Here is a 17,161-nt window from a genome sequence, read left to right on the forward strand (position 1 = left end):
ACCGGCCGGGGGCCCCCGAGGAGGACGCCATGCTGAACGACAGTCGCCACGCCGCCTGCCACACGCCGACCGTGACCGCCATGAAGGTCGTGCCGGTGGCCGGCCACGACAGCATGCTGCTCAACCTCTCGGGCGCGCACGGCCCGTACTTCACCCGCAACCTCGTGATCCTGACCGACTCCACCGGCGCCACCGGCCTCGGCGAGGTCCCCGGCGGCGAGGGCATCCGCAAGACCCTGGAGGATGCCCGGGACCTCGTCGTCGGGCAGCCGCTCGGCGCCTGGAACGCGGTGCTCAACGCCATGCGCACGCGCTTCGCCGACCGCGACGTCGGCGGGCGCGGCCTGCAGACCTTCGACCTGCGCATCACCATCCACGCGGTCACGGCCGTCGAATCCGCCTTCCTCGACCTGCTCGGCCAGTACCTCGACGTGCCGGTGGCCGCGCTCCTGGGCGAGGGCCAGCAGCGCGACGCCGTCGAGATGCTCGGCTACCTGTTCTACGTCGGCGACCGCACCCGCACGGATCTCGGCTACCGGGCGCCGACGGCCCGCGACGGCTGGTTCCGCCTGCGCGACGAGGAGGCGCTGACCCCCGAGGCCGTGGCCCGGCTCGCCGAGGGCGCCTACGACCAGTACGGCTTCAACGACTTCAAGCTGAAGGGCGGCGTCCTGCGCGGCGAGGAGGAGATCGCCGCCGTCACCGCGATCCACGAGCGCTTCCCCAAGGCCCGCGTGACGCTCGACCCGAACGGCGCGTGGTCCCTCGCGGAGGCGATCCGCCTTTGCAAGGGCCAGGGCCACGTCCTCGCCTACGCTGAGGACCCCTGCGGCGCCGAGGGCGGCTTCTCGGGCCGCGAGATCATGGCCGAGTTCCGCCGCGCCACCGGCCTGCCCACCGCCACCAACATGATCGCCACCGACTGGCGCCAGATGAACCACGCGATCCAGCTCGGCGCCGTCGACATCCCGCTGGCCGACCCGCATTTCTGGACGCTCGCCGGCTCGGTCCGGGTGGCCCAGCTGTGCCGCGACCACGGCCTGACCTGGGGCTCGCACTCGAACAACCACTTCGACGTGTCGCTCGCCATGTTCACCCACGTGGCCGCGGCGGCGCCCGGCAACGTCACGGCGATCGACACCCACTGGATCTGGCAGGACGGCGAGCGCCTGACCAGGGAGCCGCTGGCGATCCGCGGCGGCCTCGTGCGGGTGCCGGAGCGGCCGGGCCTCGGCATCGAGCTCGACATGTCGGCGGTGGAGGAGGCCCACGCCCTCTACCGCGACCACGGCCTCGGCGCCCGCGACGACGCGGCCGCCATGCAGTTCCTGATCCCCGGCTGGACCTTCGACAACAAGAAGCCCTGCCTGGTCCGCTGAGGCCCGGCCCGGGCCCGCGCCGTCAGACGCGCGAGCTCGGGCGGTAGAACGGCTCGTGCCGCGACGGGTCGATGTAGTCGGCGTAGAAGCGCCGCGCGTGGGGGAGCAGCGCCTTCGACAGCTGGCGCCGCTCGACCTCGTCATCCGAGAGCGCCCGCGACAGGTCGTCGTGGAGCGCCTTCAGGGCGGCGTCGCGGTCGACCCGGGTGAAGCGGCCGTCCGCGTAGAGCACCTCACCCTCGCACAGAACCGCGGTGACGCCGCCGGTCTTGGCCCGCTGGATCACCGCGTCGAGGAGCGGCGTCTCCGGGTCGAGATACGGGTAGGCGATCTGGTCCCAGTCGATCAGGACCATGTCGGCGCCCTTGCCGACCTCGATCGTGCCGAGGCTGTCGCCGTAGGGGGTGGTGCGGGCGCCTCCGACGGTCGCCATGCGCAGCACCTGCGCCATGCTCGGCACGTCGGCCTCGTCCATGCCGGGCACCCGGTGGGCGCGCAGCACGAGGCGCATCTCCTGCAGCATGTCGCGGTCGTCGTTGATGCCCGCCTCGTCGAGGCCGATCGCCGTGTTGATCCCCTTCGCCTCGAACCGGTTAAGCGCCGCCACGCCGGAGCGCAGCCGGAAGTTCGAGGAACAGTTGTGGCAGATGCAGGTGCCGGTCGCCGCCACCCGGTCGATGTCGGACTCGTTGAGCCAGACCCCGTGGCCGAGCGTCAGGCGGGGCCCCAGCATGCCGAACCGGTCGAGATACTCGACCGCGGTCCCGCCGCCGCGCTTCTCCGCGTAGGCCTTCTGGTAGGCGGTCTCGACGAGGTGCATGTGCATCGGCACGTCGTAGGATTCGGACAGGCCGGCCAAGCCCTCGAGGGCCGCGTCCGAGCACCAGTGCAGGTTGGCGGGCGCGAGCTGGACCTTCGCCCGCGACGCGCCCTCCTGACCGGCATGCAGGCTGCGGAAGAGCGAGAAATTGTCCTCCAGGGACATCTGGAAGCGCTCGAACCAGCGCTTCATCGGGTCCTGCAGCGGCGCCGGCAGGCTCGCCACGAAGTCCATGTCGGCCTGGTAGACGAGGCGGTTCTGGTCGCGGACCGCGAAGCAGTACGAGACCCGCATGCCGATGTCGCGATAGGCGCGCAGCACCTCGTTGGAGCGCGCCTCGACCTCCTCCAGGCTGCCGGGCATCCAGCCGTGGATGTGCTGGACCGTGGTGATCCCGGAGCCGACCATCTCGAAGGCCGAGTACAGGGTGTCGAGGTAGAGGTTCAGGTTGCGTGCCACCATGCGGGTGACGAACCACAGCTCCAGGGGCATGTCGGGGGAGCCGAGCTGCACCGGCGTCAGGCCGACATGATGGTGGCCGTTGACGAAGCCCGGCAGCAGGATCTCGCGGCCGGAGCCAATCACGGGTGCGTCGGGGTAGCGGGCGTGCAGGTCCGCGTAGGTGCCGACCGCGGCGATGACGCCGTCCTTCTGAAGAACCGCGCCGTCGGCGATCTCCTCCCAGCGATCGTGGTCGAGGGTACGGGTGATCATCCGCCGGCTGCGGATCAGCGATGTGGCCATGGTCGTGTCCGTGTTGGGGGAGGGGATCAGACGAGCGCTTCCTGCTCGGCGAAGGCCCGGTCGACCTCGTCGCGCAGGAGCTCGGTGAGGTGCCGCCGCAAGGTCTCCGCCTCGGGCGAGAACGGGTCGCGCGGGCGGGCGAGGTCGTTGCGGACGATCGTCTTGATCCGCCCGGGGCGGGCGGTGAACACCACCACCCGGTCGGCGAGCGCCACCGCCTCGTCGATGTGGTGGGTCACGAACAGCACCGAGGCGCCGCTGTCGCGCCAGACGTCGAGCAGGAAGTCCTGCATCTTCTGGCGGGTCTGGACGTCGAGCGCCGCGAAGGGCTCGTCCATCAGCAGCACCTTCGGGCGCATGGCCAGCGCCCGCGCCACCGCCACGCGCTGGCGCATGCCGCCGGACAGCTCGTCCGGCCGCTTGTCGAAGGCCTCGGCGAGGCCGACGCGCTGGAGCGCCGCCCGGGCGACGCTCCGGCGCTCGGCCTCCGGCACGCCCTTCAGCGACAGGCCGAAGCTGACGTTCTGCCAGACGCTGAGCCAGGGCAGCAGCGAGGTCTCCTGGAAGATCAGGCTGCGCTCCGGCGACGGACCGGTGACGGGTTCGCCGAAGGCCAGGAGTTCGCCCCCGGAGGCGGGTTCGAGCCCGGCGATCAGGTAGAGCAGCGTGCTCTTCCCGCAGCCCGAGGGGCCGAGGAACACCACGAACTCGCCGGGCCGCACGGTTAGGTCGATGTCGCGCAGCGCCTCGTGGGCGCGGGCGGTGCCGGCCGCCCAGACCTTGGCGACGCCGCGGCACGAGACAGCATCGTCGGAGCGGGGATCAGAGACCAAGGGAGGCCCCCGTGTCGCGCGGCAGCCAGTACAGCAGCCGCCGCTGGACCAGCCGGAACAGCAGGTCGAAGGCGAAGCCGAGCAGGCCGATCAGCGTGATGGTGAAGAACACCAGCGACGGGTTGAAGGTGTTGCGCGCCAGCATGATCACCTGCCCGAGCCCGTAGCCGACGCCCGTCGCCTCGGCGACGAGCACCACCATCCAGGCGCCGAACAGGTTGAGGCGCAGCACCGCGAGCAGGCCCGGCAGGATCGCCGGCACGATCACCCCGGCGTAGATCTGGCGCTTCGTCGCCCCCATGGTCCGGGCGACGTTGATGTAGTTCCGGTTGACCCCGTCGATCTGCTGGATGGTCGAGAGCACCATCGTGAAGAACAGGGCGATGAACACCATGAAGATCGCCGGGGCGTTGCCGATCCCGAACATGAAGATCGCTACCGGCAGCCACGCGATCGGCGAGACCGGCGCCAGGAGCGTGATGGTCGGCAGGGTCAGACGCTCGAACAGCTTGAAGTAGCGGATCCCGACGCCGACCAGGATCGACAGGGAGGCCGCCAGGGCGAGGCCCGCCAGCACGCGGCCGGTAGAGGCGAGCACCGTGATCAGCACCGCCATGGCGGGGCTCGGGCCGGTATTCATCCCGGTGCCGATCTGCCAGCGCTGCGCGGTGTTGAAGAAGCGCGCCTGCTCGGCGAGGTTGCCGAGGAAGATGTGCGGCGGCGGCAGGAGCTTGGCGTCGGCGATGCCGAGCGCCCAGAGCAGCTCCCAGAGACCGGCGAAGCAGCCGACCGAGACCAGCATCCAGCCGGTCCGCTGCAGGAGCGGGACGAGCCCGTCGGGCAGCGCGAGGCGCTGGCCGAACGGGAGGCGCGGCCGGACGTGCGGGACGGCGGCGCGGGCGAGATCGACGGCCATCCGCTCAGGCCGACTTCAGCTTGAGCTTGCCATAGAGGTCCGGGTTCTCGGCGATGACCTGCTCCAGCAGGGTCCAGTCGATCGCGTCGCGGCCGGGCTTCTTCTTGATGTAGCCCATCTCGGCCACGGAATCGGTCCGGTCGAGGATGAACTGCGTCTGGTTGCGGGCGTCCACCACCGAGGGCTGCCGGCCCATGGCGAGCTGGGCGTTGCTCATCGAGGTCTTGTAGTAGGAGCCGACGAGCTTGTTCAGGGCGGCCTGGGGGTCGCCCTCTGCCAGCGCCTGGGCCTTCATCATGCCCTTGATCAGGGCCTTCACGGCGGCCGGGTTCTTGGCGATCAGCTCGTTGCGGACCGCCAGCACGCAGTCGGTGTAGCCCTTGCCGTAGATGTCGGTCCCGTCGGAGAGCTTCACCGCGCCCTTCACGTCGGTGAGCAGGGCCGTGCCGTAGGGCTCGATCGTCGAGATGATGTCCAGCGCCCCGGCGCGGAACGCCTCCACGGCCTCCGGGGTCGAGCCCATGTAACGGACCGTGATGTCCTTGAAGGCGACGCCGTTCTTCTTCAGCCAGTCGTAGGGCAGCACCTCCAGCGTATCGAGCTGGAAGGTGCCGAGCGTCTTGCCCTTGAGCTTCTCCGGGCTGTCGAGGCCCGGCTGGGCGACCAGCACGCAGCCCTCGATGCCGCCGCCGGCCACGATCTTCACCGGGGCGCCCGCGTCGTAGAGGGCCATGAAGCTCGTGTAGGGCATCACGCCGGCATCGACCTGGCCCATGCCGAGGAAGGTGACCTGATCCGAGAAGGTCGGCGTGTTGACGAAGTCGATCGTCAGCCCGTCATCCTTGGCGAGCTGCATCGCCTCGGCCAGGAAGAAGTTGAGGTTGCAGAAGCCGGTGCCGTGGGTCGCGCGGATGCCGGTGGCCGCCGCGGCCGGGCCAGTCAGGCCCGGGCCCACCGCCAGGGTCAGCGCGGCGGCGGTCCCGCCGAGGAAGCGCCTGCGGCTGGGCTTGAACCGCGTGAGATCCGGGACGCGATAATCGCCGTGACGGTCGCACATATCGACTCTCCTCAGAGGGCGGATCGCGCGATCCGCCGGACGGCGCGTGCCGGTGCTGAAACGGAGGGATCGGAGCTCGGGACAGGCTCAAGGCAGTCGCGGAGATCCGGTCGCCCGGCACCTCACCACATCGACGGCACGCCAACCTCTAGCCGCCGCCGGGGCGACGCTGCGCTGGTGACGATGAACCAAGAAGCGTGCCAGACGCGAGAATCTGCGGTGTTGGCGGCGCGCCTCGCCCGTCGGCACTGTCGGAGACCTGTACCGTCCCGTCCTTGCGAGCGGAGCGAAGCAATCCAGCCGCGCCAGGCCTCCGGACGTCGCGCTGCCCTGGGTCACTTCGCTGCGCTCGTGATGACGGAGGTGTCGCATCGACCGGTTCGACGCCCGCGAAAGCGGCTGTCTGCCGCCGGCGTGTTCAGCCTGGCACTTCGGTCAATGCCGGTCCCACGCGGACGAAGAACGCGCGGAGCGAGGCCTCGGGCAGCATCCCGAGCCTCGCGCACAGGCGGTCGTCGGGCGCCCGGTCGGCGCCGCGCTACGCGGCCACGAGGTTGAAGGTGCGGTCGGCCGGGGCGAGGCTCACCCGCCGCCCCCAGTCGAAGGCCACGAAATCCTGCTCGATCCCGTCCGAGAACACCACGCCGCCCTCGTTCATCCGCGACACCACGGTGAGGGGCGATCCGGCGAACTTGCCGCCGCGGAGGTCGGTGCCGGTGGCGACGCTCGGGAACGGCTCGCGCACCCAGTAGCCGAAGGCCGCCTCCTCGATGCCGACCTCCACGGTGAGGTGCGTCGCCTCGCTGATCGAGCGCGCCCAGCCGGTCAGGCCGGTGCCCGACGCCACGATCAGCCCGCTCGACGAGTGGTCCTCCGCCCGCGCCCCGTCGTCGATGCGGTAGCGCGCCGATTGGTGGCTGCGATGGCCGACGAAGATCTCGTTCAGGGCGAGCAGCCGCTCGCCGCCGTCGAAGGTCGCCTGCACCATGGTGCGCCGCTGGAGGGGGGCGGCGCCGGCCGCGCTGGCGGGCAGCAGGGCGCGCAGGGCCTCGACCCGCGCCCGGGCCAGCACGCCGTCGTAGAGGTCGGGCGCCGGGTTGACGCCGACCACCGGCTGCCCGTCGAGGTACTTGGCGACGTTGGCCACGAGCCCGTCCTGCCCCACGGCCACGACCACGTCCTCGGGGGCGAACAGGAAGCGGTCGAGGTCGGGGCGCCGCACCAGGGCTTGCCGCCAGTCCAGCGGCACGGCTGACCGGGCCTCGGCGAGCACAGCCTGGAACTGCGCGTGGCGCGCCTCGACCTCGGCGAGCGTCTGGCCCCGGCTCTCCAGGAAGAACCGGACCTGGCCGCGGGTCGCGTGCCGGGCGATGAGCAACTCGTAGTCCGTGTCGCGGATGACGAAGACCACGCGGGGGGTGATGGCCGGCACGGCGGACCTCCTCAGCGCGGCGCGAGCCGCGGGGACAGCGCGCCCCGGAACTCGCCGAGGACGGCCGCCAGCAGGTCGGGCGTGACGTTGACGTGCTCGATCGTCTCCAGCTTGCCGGCGAGTTCCCGGGCCGCCAGCCCGAGCAGGACGGCGGGCGGCATGTCCCGGTAGACGGCGGCGCGGCGCTGCTCCGCCTCGGCCCGGGCGCCCTCGACGAGCCGGATCCGCTCGGCCTCCGCGGCCGCCTCCAGGCCCCGCGCCTCCGCGACGCCGGCGGCGCGGTCGCGGGCGTTCTCGGCTTCCTGCGCGATCAGCACGGTCTCGCGCCGGGCCAGCTCGGTCTTGGTCGCGAGCTCGTTCTCCGCGATGGCGCGCTCCTTCTCGACCGCGAGGGCGCGCCGGGCGAAGGTCGCCTCGTCGGCCTTCTGCTGCAGGGCCTCGAAGGTCGGCGTCTGCAGGGCGCGCTCCAGCTCGCTGGTCGGCGCGAGGTTGGTGAGCCGCACCGACACCGCCGCGACGCCGATCTCGGCCAGCGCCGGGGCGTCGGACAGCACCCGTTCCAGCACGGCGCGCAGCGGCTCCGGACCCGCGTCGAGGAGGGCGCCGATCGGGCTCGCCCCGAGATACTGGAGCGCCGCCTGGCTGGCGATGCCGCCGAGGCGCGCCTCGATCCGCTCGATCGGCTCGCCCTGCAGGCGCCCGGTTCGGAGGTCGATCGAGAAGTCGACGCGGCTCGCCAGCAGCTCCGGATCGACGACGTGCCAGCCGATCGTCCCCTGGACCACGACGGTCTGGAAGTCCCGGCTGCGGCCGCGGACGAAGAGCGTCATCTCGCGGTCGTCCACCGGCACCTCGCTGATACTGGCGGTCTCGGGCCGGAACCAGAAGACCAGACCCCGCCCGCTCTGCCGGACCCGGCCGTTGCGGAAGCGGATGATGTGGCTGCTCGCCTCGCTCCGAAGCTGGGCAATGACACCGATGTTGCGGACCGTAGCCATGATGGGCTCCTCGAAGCGCTCTCCGCCGAAGTGGATACCGGTTCGGCTCAAGAGAGCACGTTGAAACAAAGGCTTAGAACTGGCCTGACCTGTCGAAGCGGAAGAGTTCGGCGGGGCGGAACGCCGTCCCGGCCTCGCGGGCGCCCGTCGGCGCGATCCAGCCCCGGTCGCGCATGCGGCGCCGGAAGGCGGATTTGTTGAGGGGCGCGCCGCGGATCGCCGCGTGCACGTCCTGGAGCTGTCGGAGGGTGAAGTGCTCCGGGAGCAGCGCGAAGCCGACATCCGTGTAGTCGAGCTTGCCGCGCAGCCGCTTCACGGCGAGCGCGAGGATGTCGGCGTGGTCGAAGGCGAGGGCGAGGGGGGCGCCGTCCTCCGCCTCGGCCGAGACCGGGCCGCCGGCCTCGCCCGCCCAGGGCACGACCAGCGCTGCCGCGGCGAGCCCGGCACCGCCCGCCAGGGCCTCGGCGAAGGCCGCCCCCGGCAAAAGCGCCAGGTAGGCCACCGAGACGATCCGCATCCGCGGATCCCGATCAACGGCACCGAAGGTGTAGAGCTGCTCGAGCCGCGCCCGCCCGATGCCGGCCTTGTCGCGCAGGACGCGCTCCGCGGCGGCGTCGAGGGTCTCGGCGATGCCCACGAACCCGCCCGGCAGGGCCCAGAGGCCCGCCTGCGGCTGCTGGCCCCGCCGCAGCAGGAGGGCGGCGAGCCGGCCCGCCCGGATCCCCAGCAAGACGAGATCGACCGCCAGGGCGGGCCGCTCGTAGGCCGCAGGATCGTAGCCTGCCAGGAACTCGGACTCGGTCATCGGCCTGTTCTGCTCAAGTTGAGCATAACTAAGATGCAGATTGCGCATATGTCAAGCGGAGAGCGGATTCGCCGGGAAGCGCCGCGGGACGCACAGCTCCGCACCGGCTCCGCACAGATCCGCCCGGGCACGGCCGGCCGGTGCGGTCCGAGCCTGGAAAAGGGCGAAGCTTCTCGTGGCGACGGAGGGGCCGGCGCGGGAGCTTCAGCGGCGAGCCGGCATCGATCCGCCGGCGCAGGAGGTTTCCCCGATGCCGTTCTTCGCTCCACGATCCGCGGTCGAGCCCCCCCGCAACGCCGCGCTGTCACCGCTCTTCCTCGCGCTGCTGGCGCTGCTCATCATGCTGGCCTCGGCCCACGCGGCGCCGGCCCGAGACCGGGGTGGCCTCACGCTGCGCGGGCCGGCCGGCACCGCGCCGGTCGAGGCCGTCCAACTGGCGACCGACATCAGCGTCGACGTCAGCGGCCCGACCGCCCGGGCCACCGTCACCCAGGCCTTCCGCAACGTCACGGCGGACTGGGTCGAGGGCACATACCTGTACCCCCTGCCGGAGGACGCGGCCGTCGACGGGATGAAGCTCGTCGTCGGCTCCCGCGTGATCGTCGCCGACATCCGCGAGCGGGCGGCGGCCAAGCGCGCCTACGAGGCCGCGAAGGCGGCCGGGCAGTCGGCGGCGCTGACCGCGCAGGAGCGGCCCAACGTCTTCACCAACGCGGTCGCCAATATCGGCCCCGGCGAGACGGTGGTGGTCCAGATCACTTATCAGCAGACGATCCCCGTCTCGGGCGAGACGCGGACGCTGCGCCTGCCCCTGGTGGTCGCGCCCCGCTACAATCCCGCCCTCGCCCCGGTGGACGCGGTCTCCCTCGACGGCGTGGCCGGAGAGGCCCGCGACCCGGTTCCGGATCGCGCCCGGATCAGCCCGCCGGTGCTCGACCCGGCCCTGTCGTCGCCGACCAATCCGGTCGCCGTCACCGTGCGGCTGCAGGCGGGCTTCCCCGTCGGTGACGTCCGCAGCGCGACCCACGCGATCCGCGTGACCGAGACCGGCCCGGAGGCGCGAACGGTCACGCTCGCCGACGGCGTCGTCCCGGCCGACCGCGACCTCGAGCTGACCTGGGCGCCGGTCCCGAGCCGGATGCCCGGCCTCGGCCTGTTCCGCGAGACCGTGGCGGGCCGGACCTACCTGCTGGCCGCCGTGAGCCCGCCGGCGATCGAGACCGACGCGGCCGCCCGGCCGGCGCGCGACGTCACCTTCGTCATCGACAATTCCGGCTCGATGTCGGGCGCCTCGATGCGGCAGGCCAAGGCCGGGCTGCTCGCCGGTCTCGCCCGCCTGACCCCGTCGGACCGCTTCAACGTCATCCGCTTCGACGACACCTGGGACGCGCTGCATCCCGCGCCCGTCCCGGCGACGCCGGAGGCCCTGGCGCAGGCCCAGGCCTTCGTCGCCGCTCTGGAAGCCCGCGGCGGCACCGAGATGCTGGCGCCGCTCAAGGCGGCCCTCGCCGACCCGCACCCCGAGGACGGGCGCGTCCGGCAGGTCGTGTTCCTCACCGACGGCGCCGTCGGCGACGAGGAGCGGATCTTCGCGGCGATCCACGCCAATCTCGGGCGCACGCGCCTGTTCATGGTCGGCATCGGCTCGGCGCCCAACGGCCACCTGATGCGCCACGCCGCCGAGATCGGACGCGGCAGCTTCACCGAGATCCGCGACCTCGCGCAGGTCGGCGAGCGGACCCGCGCGCTCTACGAGAAGCTGGAATCCCCCGCCGTCACCGACCTGACCGCGACCTTCTCGGTCCCGGGCGTCGAGGTCACGCCGGGTGCGCTGCCCGACCTGTATCGCGGCGAGCCGCTGGTCTTCGCCGCGCTTCTGCCGGGAGCGGCCGAGGAAGCGGCCCGCGGGACCGTGACCGTCTCGGGCCGGGTGGGCGGCCGGACATGGACCCGGACGCTCCCCCTCGCCGAGGCGGGTGCGGGCGCCGGCATCTCCAAGGTCTGGGCGCGGTCCCGGATCGGCGAGACCGAGACGGCGCGCATCACGGGGCGCCTCGGTGCGGACGCGGCCGACGCCGCCATCCTGGCGCTGGCCCTGGAGCACGGCCTGACGACGCGGCTGACCAGCCTCGTGGCCGTCGACGCCACGCCGCGCCGCGCGCCCGGCACGCCCCTCGTCGCCGCCGACCTGCCGCTGAACCTGCCGGCGGGCTGGGACTTCGCCAAGGTGTTCAGCACGGACCGGCCGGGCGCCACGCCCGCCGACGACGGGGCAGCGCGGATCGTGCCGATCCGGGCCGAGGGCGCGGCGGTCGACCTGCCGCGGACCGGGGCCGGCATCGTGGCGCAACTCGGCCTGGGCCTGCTCCTCGCCCTGCTGGGTCTCCTGCTCGGCACCGGCCTGACGATCGGCGGCCGGCGGACCGGGGACGCGCGATGAGCCGGCGCACGGTGACCGGACTGGGGAGGGCCCTCGCGGCCCTCCTCACCCTCGCGGGGCTCGGGCTCGCGGCGCAGGCCGCCTGGATCCCCGCCAAGGCCGCCCTGGCCCAGCTGCTGCTGGAGCGCGCCTTCGCCCGCACCCTGGCCGAGGGTCGGCCCGCCCGGCCCTGGCCCTGGGCCGACACCGAGCCGGTCGCTCGGCTCACCGTCGCGGGCCGCAGCTTCGTGGTGCTGCGGGGCGGGAGCGGCCAGGCCCTGGCCTTCGGCCCCGGCCACCTGGACGGCACCCCGGAGGCCGGCGCGCCCGGCACCGCGGTCATCGCCGCCCACCGCGACACGCAGTTCGCGGTGCTGGGACAGCTCGGGCCCGGCGATCCCGTCACGGTGACCGGCCGCGACGGCCGGACCCTGCGCTTCCGCGTCACCGGCACGCGGGTGGCCCGCTGGGACGCCTCGGGCATCGACCCGCAGGCCCCGGGGCGGCATCTCGACCTCGTCACCTGCTGGCCCCTGGAGGCGCTGCAGGCCGGTCCGCTCAGGCTTATCATCGAGACCGAGCTGGCCCCGGAGCCGGAGCGTTCCTGACGGCTCGGCGTGGACGGACAGCTTGGCCGCGCTTGCGCGAATGTGCGGTTTCGTGCGGATCTGTGCGGGTCAAGCCCGTGCGAGCCGTGCCTGTGAGCGAGATCGAACTGTCCGAGGCGCAGAGCCGCGCCATTGCCCAGACCGTGCGCGAGGCGCTGGCCCGCCGGCGCATCTCGCGGCAGACGCTGGCCGAGGAGGCCCGGATCAGCATCTCGACCCTGGAGAAGGCGCTCGCCGGCCGCAGGCCCTTCACCCTGGCGACGACGATCCGCCTGGAGGAAGCCTTGGGCCAGTCCCTGCGCCAGGAGACGGCGCGCCCGGCCCCGGAGGCGGCCCGTCACGCGCCCGACGAGCTCGGCTCCTACTCGCGGGAGAGCGTCGCCTGGATCGAGGGACGCTACCTCACCCTGCGGCCCTCGTTCGGGTCGGCGGGCGCGATCTTCGCCTACCGCACCGAGATCGCCTGGGACGCGGACGCGGCCCGCCTCGTGTTCCGCGAGGCCGAGCGGCTCGACGCCCCCTTCGCGCAGTCCGGCAGCGTCGCCGTGCCGAGCCAGTCGGGCATGATCTACCTCGTGACCAACTGGCACGGACAGCACCGCCTCGCGGTGCTGTGCCGCCCCAACATCCAGGGCGAGATGTACGGGGTCCTGACGACGCTCCACGCCGGGCGCGGCACGCAGCTGACTCCGGCCGCGGCGCCCCTGGCGCTGCTGCCCGAGCAGGCGGGCGCGCACGGGTACGGGCGGATCGGGCCGGAGGAGCCGGGCTACGCGCCGTACCGGGCCTATCTCGCCCGGGTGAACGACGACGGCTACGCCACCTTCTTCACGGGCGTCGCCTGACGGGATCTGACGGATGAGCCCGAAGGCGCGGCGCGCGGCGGGCTTGGAGCGGGTACCGGGAATCGAACCCGGGTATTCAGCTTGGAAGGCTGCTGCTCTACCATTGAGCTACACCCGCGCGGGCGGATCGTTAGCACGCCGGGATGGCCGTGAGAAGGTGGGGCGGGATCGCTGCCGCGCGGGCGCCGTCCCGCATTCCCGGCAGCGACGGTCGGCTCACAGACACGGATTCATGACCGGCTCGCGCGGGATCGAGAGCAGGTCGTCGACCTGGGCGCGCAGGCCCGCGGCGCCGCCGGTCCGCAGGGCCTCGTACATGGCCTCCGCGTCGCGGCCGCAGACCGCGCCGGGCCGCTGCTCCGGTTCCGCCGTCCCGTCGCGCGACGGGACGGCCCTGTCCGGGGCGTTGTCGGCGATGAACCGATCGATGCGCGCGAGCGCGGCGCGCAATTCCTGCTGGAAGTCCGGGTCGGCGCCGTCGTGGCACGCCTGTCCGACGGCGCGCATCGCCTGCAGGATGCCCCGCATGCACAGCACCGCACCCTTGCCGGTCCGGTCGACCTTCGTGACGGTGTCGCCGCGCCGAATGGTCTGGATCCCGTTCACGAGCGCCTCCGCCGATCCCGGTCCGGCCTGACCGGGAGCCTCCGAGGACACGACCAGGAACGCGCAGGCCGCGGCGGCGCAGCCGACGATCAGGGATCGCGGTCGGGACGGCGTGCGTGTCGTGAGGCGCATGGATCCGGTGCCGTCTCCACCGCGCGACCGCGGCAACATCCGCGCGCGCTCAACCCAGGCCCAGGGCGGCGCGGGCCTCCGCGGGCGTGGCGACGCGGCGGCCGTGGCGCGCCACCGCCTCGGCGGCGAGGCCGACGAGCTCGGCGTTGCTCGCCGCCAAGCGGTCCTTCGTCACCCGGATGTTGTCCTCCAGGCCGGTGCGGACCGCGTCCGCCCCGCGGGCGAGCGCCCAGTCCATCACGATCGCTTGGTTGCGCCCGATCCCGGCCGCCGTCCAGGTCGCCTCCGGCAGGATCCGCCGGGTCTCGGCGAGCAGGATGTCGAGGAGGTGCTCCTCGGCCGGCATCGCGTTCTGGACGCCCATGACGAACTGCACGTGCGGGCGCGCGTCGATCAGGCCCGCCTCCACCAGCCGCTTGGCGCCGTGCAGGTGCGAGAGGTCGAAGATCTCGATCTCGGGACGGACGCCGTACTGCTTCATCTGGCCGGCGAGGTCGGTCACGAGGCTCGCGGAATTCTCGTAGACGATCGTCGGGAAGTTCACCGAGCCGGTGGACAGGGAAGCCATGTCGGGCCGGTGCTTGAGCGAGAGGCCGCGGGCGGCCGGGTCGCGCCCGCGCCCGCCCGTCGAGAACTGCACGATCATCCCCGGGCAGTGCCGGCGCAGCCCCTCCTGCACGGCGGCGAACCTGTCCGGATCGGAGGAGGGCGACTCGTCGTCGTTGCGCACGTGGATGTGGCAGAGCGTGGCGCCGGCCTCGAAGGCCTGCTGCGTCGACTCGATCTGCTCGGGCACGGTGACCGGAACGGCCGGGTTGTCGGTCTTGCGCGGCACCGAGCCGGTGATCGCCACCGCGATCACCACGGGCGCGTCGCTCCGGGATCCTGCCATTCGCCTGTCCTCCCTGCCGCATCGGGCTTCCGCGACCGGGATAGCGCCGCGGGATCCGGATCTGAACCGCCCGGCGCGGGCGGCAGCTCCGTGTGCGGGACATCTCCGACCGGATGACAGCCCGGACTTGAGTCTTGCGGGCGCTTGCCGCACCTCTCGACCCGCGAGGCACACGATGAACGACACCGTCCTGGTCCTGAACGGGCCGAACCTGAACCTGCTCGGCAAGCGCCAGCCGGAGATCTACGGCCGCGAGACGCTGGCCGACGTCGAGGCCCTGTGCCGCGAGACGGCCGCCGGCCTCGGCCTCGCGGTCGATTTCCGCCAGAGCAACGCCGAGCACGTGCTGATCGACGCGATCCACGAGTACCGCGTCGGCTCGGCCGGCATCGTCATCAACGCGGGCGCCTACACCCACACCTCGGTCGCCATCCACGACGCGCTGAACACCTGCGAGGTGCCGGTGATCGAGTGCCACATCTCGAACGTTCACCGCCGCGAGGCCTTCCGCCACCATTCCTACATCTCGCTCGCGGCCACGGCCGTGCTGGCGGGATTCGGCACGCACGGCTACGCGCTGGCGATCCGGCACCTCGCGCATCTGCGGGCCGGCAGACCTGCGTGAGGCGCGGATAGCGCCGCGATCAGGGTTGACGCTGGCGGAGACAGGGCGGAGGAGGGCGGTCAGGCCCTTATTCAACGCGTTCTCCCGGCCGGACCGGTCATCCGGACCGGCGGAGGACGCCCCGAGCGGAGCGCGCACGCCGCATGACCAGCCCCTTCCTGCCCCTCGACCGGAAAGTGATCGCCCGCGAGGCGGCCAAGATGTTCCTCGAGATCGAGGCGGTGCTCTTCTACAAGGACGAGCCGTTCAAGTTCACCTCGGGCTGGGCGAGCCCGGTCTACACCGACAGCCGGAAGATCATCTCGTTCCCGCGCCTGCGCTCGACGCTGATGGATTTCGCCACCGCCACCATCGTCCGCGAGATCGGCTACGAGAAGCTGACCCACATCGCCGGCGGCGAGACCGCCGGCATCCCGTTCGCGGCCTGGATCGCCGACCGGATGATGCTGCCGATGCAGTACATCCGGAAGAAGCCCAAGGGGTTCGGCCGCAACGCCCAGATCGAGGGTGAGATCGTCGAGGGCGCCCGGACGCTGCTCGTCGAGGACCTCGCCACCGACGGGCGCAGCAAGGTCAATTTCTGCAAGGCCCTGCGCGATTCGGGCGCCCAGGTCGATCACTGCTTCGTGCTGTTCTACTACAACATCTTCCCCGACAGCGCCGCGCTGATGGAGGAGATCGGTATCAAGCTCCACTATCTCACCACGTGGTGGGACGTGCTGGCGGTGGCCAAGGAGATGGGCACCTTCGACCCGAAGACGCTGGCCGAGGTCGAGCGCTTCCTCAACGCGCCGGCGGAATGGTCGGCGGCCCACGGCGGCATCTCCGCCTTCGGCCAGGCCTGAGGGGCATCCCGCGATGAGCGTCGCCGACCTGTTCCCCGCCGAGCGCCAGGACGCGAAGACCGTCGACCGGATCACGATCCGGCGGCCGGACGACTGGCACATCCACCTGCGCGACGGCGCGATGCTGAAGGCGGTGCTGCCCTACACGGCGGCGCAGTTCGCCCGGGGCATCATCATGCCGAACCTCGTGCCGCCGGTGACCACGGTGGCGGCCGCCAGCGCCTATCGCGAGCGCATCCTGGCAGCCCTGCCCGCCGGCATGGACTTCACCCCGCTGATGACCTGCTACCTGCGGGACGACACCGACCCGGACGAGATCGAGCGCGGATTTCGGGAGAAGGTCTGGGTCGCTGCGAAGCTCTACCCGGCCGGCGCGACCACGAACTCGCACGCGGGCGTCACGGACCTCGTCGGGATCACCCCCGTCCTGGAGCGCATGGAGCGGATCGGCATGCCGCTCCTGATCCACGGCGAGGCGACCGACCCGGAGATCGACATCTTCGACCGCGAGGCCGCCTTCATGGAGGGCAGCCTGATCCCGCTGCTCGCTCGCCACCAGGGGCTGAAGGTCACCGTGGAGCACGCCACCACGGCGGAGATCCTCGACGTGGTCCGGGAGCACCGCGGCCGGTGCGCGGCGACGATCACGCCGCACCACCTCGTGATCAACCGGACGCACATCTTCCAGGGGGGGCTGCGCCCGCACCTGTATTGCCTGCCGGTGGCCAAGCGCGAGCGTCACCGTTTGGCCCTGCGCGAGGCCGCGACCTCGGGCGAGGCCTGCTTCTACCTCGGCACTGACACGGCCCCGCATGTCCGCGGCGCCAAGGAGGCGTCTTGCGGCTGCGCCGGCGTGTTCTGCGGGCCTTCCGCGCTCCAGACCTACGTGCAGGTTTTTGACGAGGAGGGGGCGCTCGACAAGTTCGAGGCTTTCGCGTCGCTCAACGGCGCCCGCTTCCACGGGCTGGAGCCGAATGCCGGGACCGTCACTCTCGAGCGGCGGCCGGGCCGGATCGCAGAGGCGGTCGCGGTCGACGACACGGCAGTCGTCGTGTTTCGCGGCGAGGAGACGCTGCCCTGGTCGGTGGTGTGACCGCCTAGGCTGAGGTCAGCGCACCGTCATCGCGAGCGGCGCGAAGCGACCCAGGGCCGCGCGACTTCGCAAGACGTATCGCTGCTGGATTGCTTCGCTGCGCTCGCAAAGA

At 72.1% G+C, this 17,161-nt stretch carries 16 protein-coding genes and 1 tRNA gene; 7 read left to right on the forward strand and 10 right to left on the reverse strand.

The features are described from left to right. Positions 1-29 precede the first annotated feature (29 nt). The gene (gene gudD / locus ACLBYG_RS06015; protein ID WP_447680878.1) at positions 30-1,379 is read left to right on the forward strand and encodes a glucarate dehydratase; all 1,350 of its coding nucleotides are present in this window, start codon (positions 30-32) and stop codon (positions 1,377-1,379) included. Between the two features lie 22 nt (positions 1,380-1,401). On the opposite strand, the gene ACLBYG_RS06020 is transcribed toward gudD, so the two are convergent. From ACLBYG_RS06020 to ACLBYG_RS06050, 7 genes are all read right to left on the reverse strand, one after another. Continuing rightward, complete coding sequence (locus tag ACLBYG_RS06020; protein WP_447680879.1) at positions 1,402-2,943, reverse strand: amidohydrolase family protein; 1,542 nt, start codon at positions 2,941-2,943, stop codon at positions 1,402-1,404. Positions 2,944-2,969: 26 nt separating this feature from the next. Further along, the gene (locus tag ACLBYG_RS06025; protein WP_447680880.1) at positions 2,970-3,776 is read right to left on the reverse strand and encodes an ABC transporter ATP-binding protein; all 807 of its coding nucleotides are present in this window, start codon (positions 3,774-3,776) and stop codon (positions 2,970-2,972) included. After that, a complete protein-coding gene (locus ACLBYG_RS06030; protein ID WP_447680881.1) occupies positions 3,766-4,692 on the reverse strand; it encodes an ABC transporter permease in 927 nt (308 codons plus the stop codon). Before ACLBYG_RS06030 ends, ACLBYG_RS06025 begins: the two co-directional genes overlap by 11 nt. A 4-nt stretch (positions 4,693-4,696) precedes the next feature. After that, on the reverse strand, positions 4,697-5,749 hold the full coding sequence (locus ACLBYG_RS06035) for an ABC transporter substrate-binding protein (RefSeq protein WP_234081987.1): 1,053 nt from the start codon (positions 5,747-5,749) through the stop codon (positions 4,697-4,699). A 538-nt stretch (positions 5,750-6,287) separates the two neighbouring features. Beyond that, positions 6,288-7,181: an NAD(+)/NADH kinase gene (locus ACLBYG_RS06040; protein ID WP_043386741.1), complete on the reverse strand. Its 894-nt coding sequence runs from the start codon at positions 7,179-7,181 to the stop codon at positions 6,288-6,290. Positions 7,182-7,192: 11 nt separating this feature from the next. Continuing rightward, complete coding sequence (locus tag ACLBYG_RS06045; RefSeq protein ID WP_447680882.1) at positions 7,193-8,179, reverse strand: SPFH domain-containing protein; 987 nt, start codon at positions 8,177-8,179, stop codon at positions 7,193-7,195. Between the two features lie 73 nt (positions 8,180-8,252). Beyond that, positions 8,253-8,984, reverse strand: coding sequence for an NUDIX hydrolase (locus ACLBYG_RS06050; protein WP_447680883.1), 732 nt, complete (start codon positions 8,982-8,984; stop codon positions 8,253-8,255). Positions 8,985-9,234: 250 nt separating this feature from the next. Between ACLBYG_RS06050 and ACLBYG_RS06055 the strand changes: the two genes are divergently transcribed. From ACLBYG_RS06055 to ACLBYG_RS06065, 3 genes are all read left to right on the forward strand, one after another. Next, entirely contained in the window at positions 9,235-11,424 is a 2,190-nt protein-coding gene (locus ACLBYG_RS06055; protein ID WP_447680884.1) for a marine proteobacterial sortase target protein, read from the forward strand. Further along, positions 11,421-12,011 carry a class GN sortase gene (locus tag ACLBYG_RS06060; protein WP_447680885.1) on the forward strand — a complete coding sequence of 197 codons (591 nt, stop codon included), beginning with the start codon at positions 11,421-11,423 and terminating at the stop codon, positions 12,009-12,011. Before ACLBYG_RS06055 ends, ACLBYG_RS06060 begins: the two co-directional genes overlap by 4 nt. A 92-nt stretch (positions 12,012-12,103) precedes the next feature. Then, positions 12,104-12,856, forward strand: coding sequence for a helix-turn-helix domain-containing protein (locus ACLBYG_RS06065; protein ID WP_091679297.1), 753 nt, complete (start codon positions 12,104-12,106; stop codon positions 12,854-12,856). 44 nt (positions 12,857-12,900) lie between these two features. Here the strand turns inward: ACLBYG_RS06065 and ACLBYG_RS06070 are convergent. The 3 genes from ACLBYG_RS06070 to ACLBYG_RS06080 form a co-directional block, all read right to left on the reverse strand. Continuing rightward, positions 12,901-12,974 (reverse strand) — tRNA-Gly (locus tag ACLBYG_RS06070). Between the two features lie 98 nt (positions 12,975-13,072). Beyond that, positions 13,073-13,594: a hypothetical protein gene (locus tag ACLBYG_RS06075; RefSeq protein WP_447680886.1), complete on the reverse strand. Its 522-nt coding sequence runs from the start codon at positions 13,592-13,594 to the stop codon at positions 13,073-13,075. Between the two features lie 49 nt (positions 13,595-13,643). Beyond that, entirely contained in the window at positions 13,644-14,486 is an 843-nt protein-coding gene (locus tag ACLBYG_RS06080) for a BKACE family enzyme (protein ID WP_331299386.1), read from the reverse strand. A gap of 175 nt (positions 14,487-14,661) precedes the next feature. On the opposite strand from ACLBYG_RS06080, the gene aroQ reads away from it, so the two are divergent. The 3 genes from aroQ (at position 14,662) to pyrC (ending at position 17,049) form a co-directional block, all read left to right on the forward strand. After that, positions 14,662-15,111: a type II 3-dehydroquinate dehydratase gene (gene aroQ, locus ACLBYG_RS06085; protein ID WP_447680887.1), complete on the forward strand. Its 450-nt coding sequence runs from the start codon at positions 14,662-14,664 to the stop codon at positions 15,109-15,111. 143 nt (positions 15,112-15,254) lie between these two features. Further along, positions 15,255-15,956, forward strand: coding sequence for an orotate phosphoribosyltransferase (locus ACLBYG_RS06090; protein ID WP_447680888.1), 702 nt, complete (start codon positions 15,255-15,257; stop codon positions 15,954-15,956). A 13-nt stretch (positions 15,957-15,969) separates the two neighbouring features. Continuing rightward, positions 15,970-17,049 (forward strand): dihydroorotase, encoded by a 1,080-nt coding sequence (gene pyrC / locus ACLBYG_RS06095; RefSeq protein ID WP_447680889.1) that lies wholly within the window; start codon positions 15,970-15,972, stop codon positions 17,047-17,049. The last annotated feature ends 112 nt before the right edge of the window (positions 17,050-17,161 follow it).

It is taken from the genome of Methylobacterium sp. D53M (assembly GCF_053345625.1).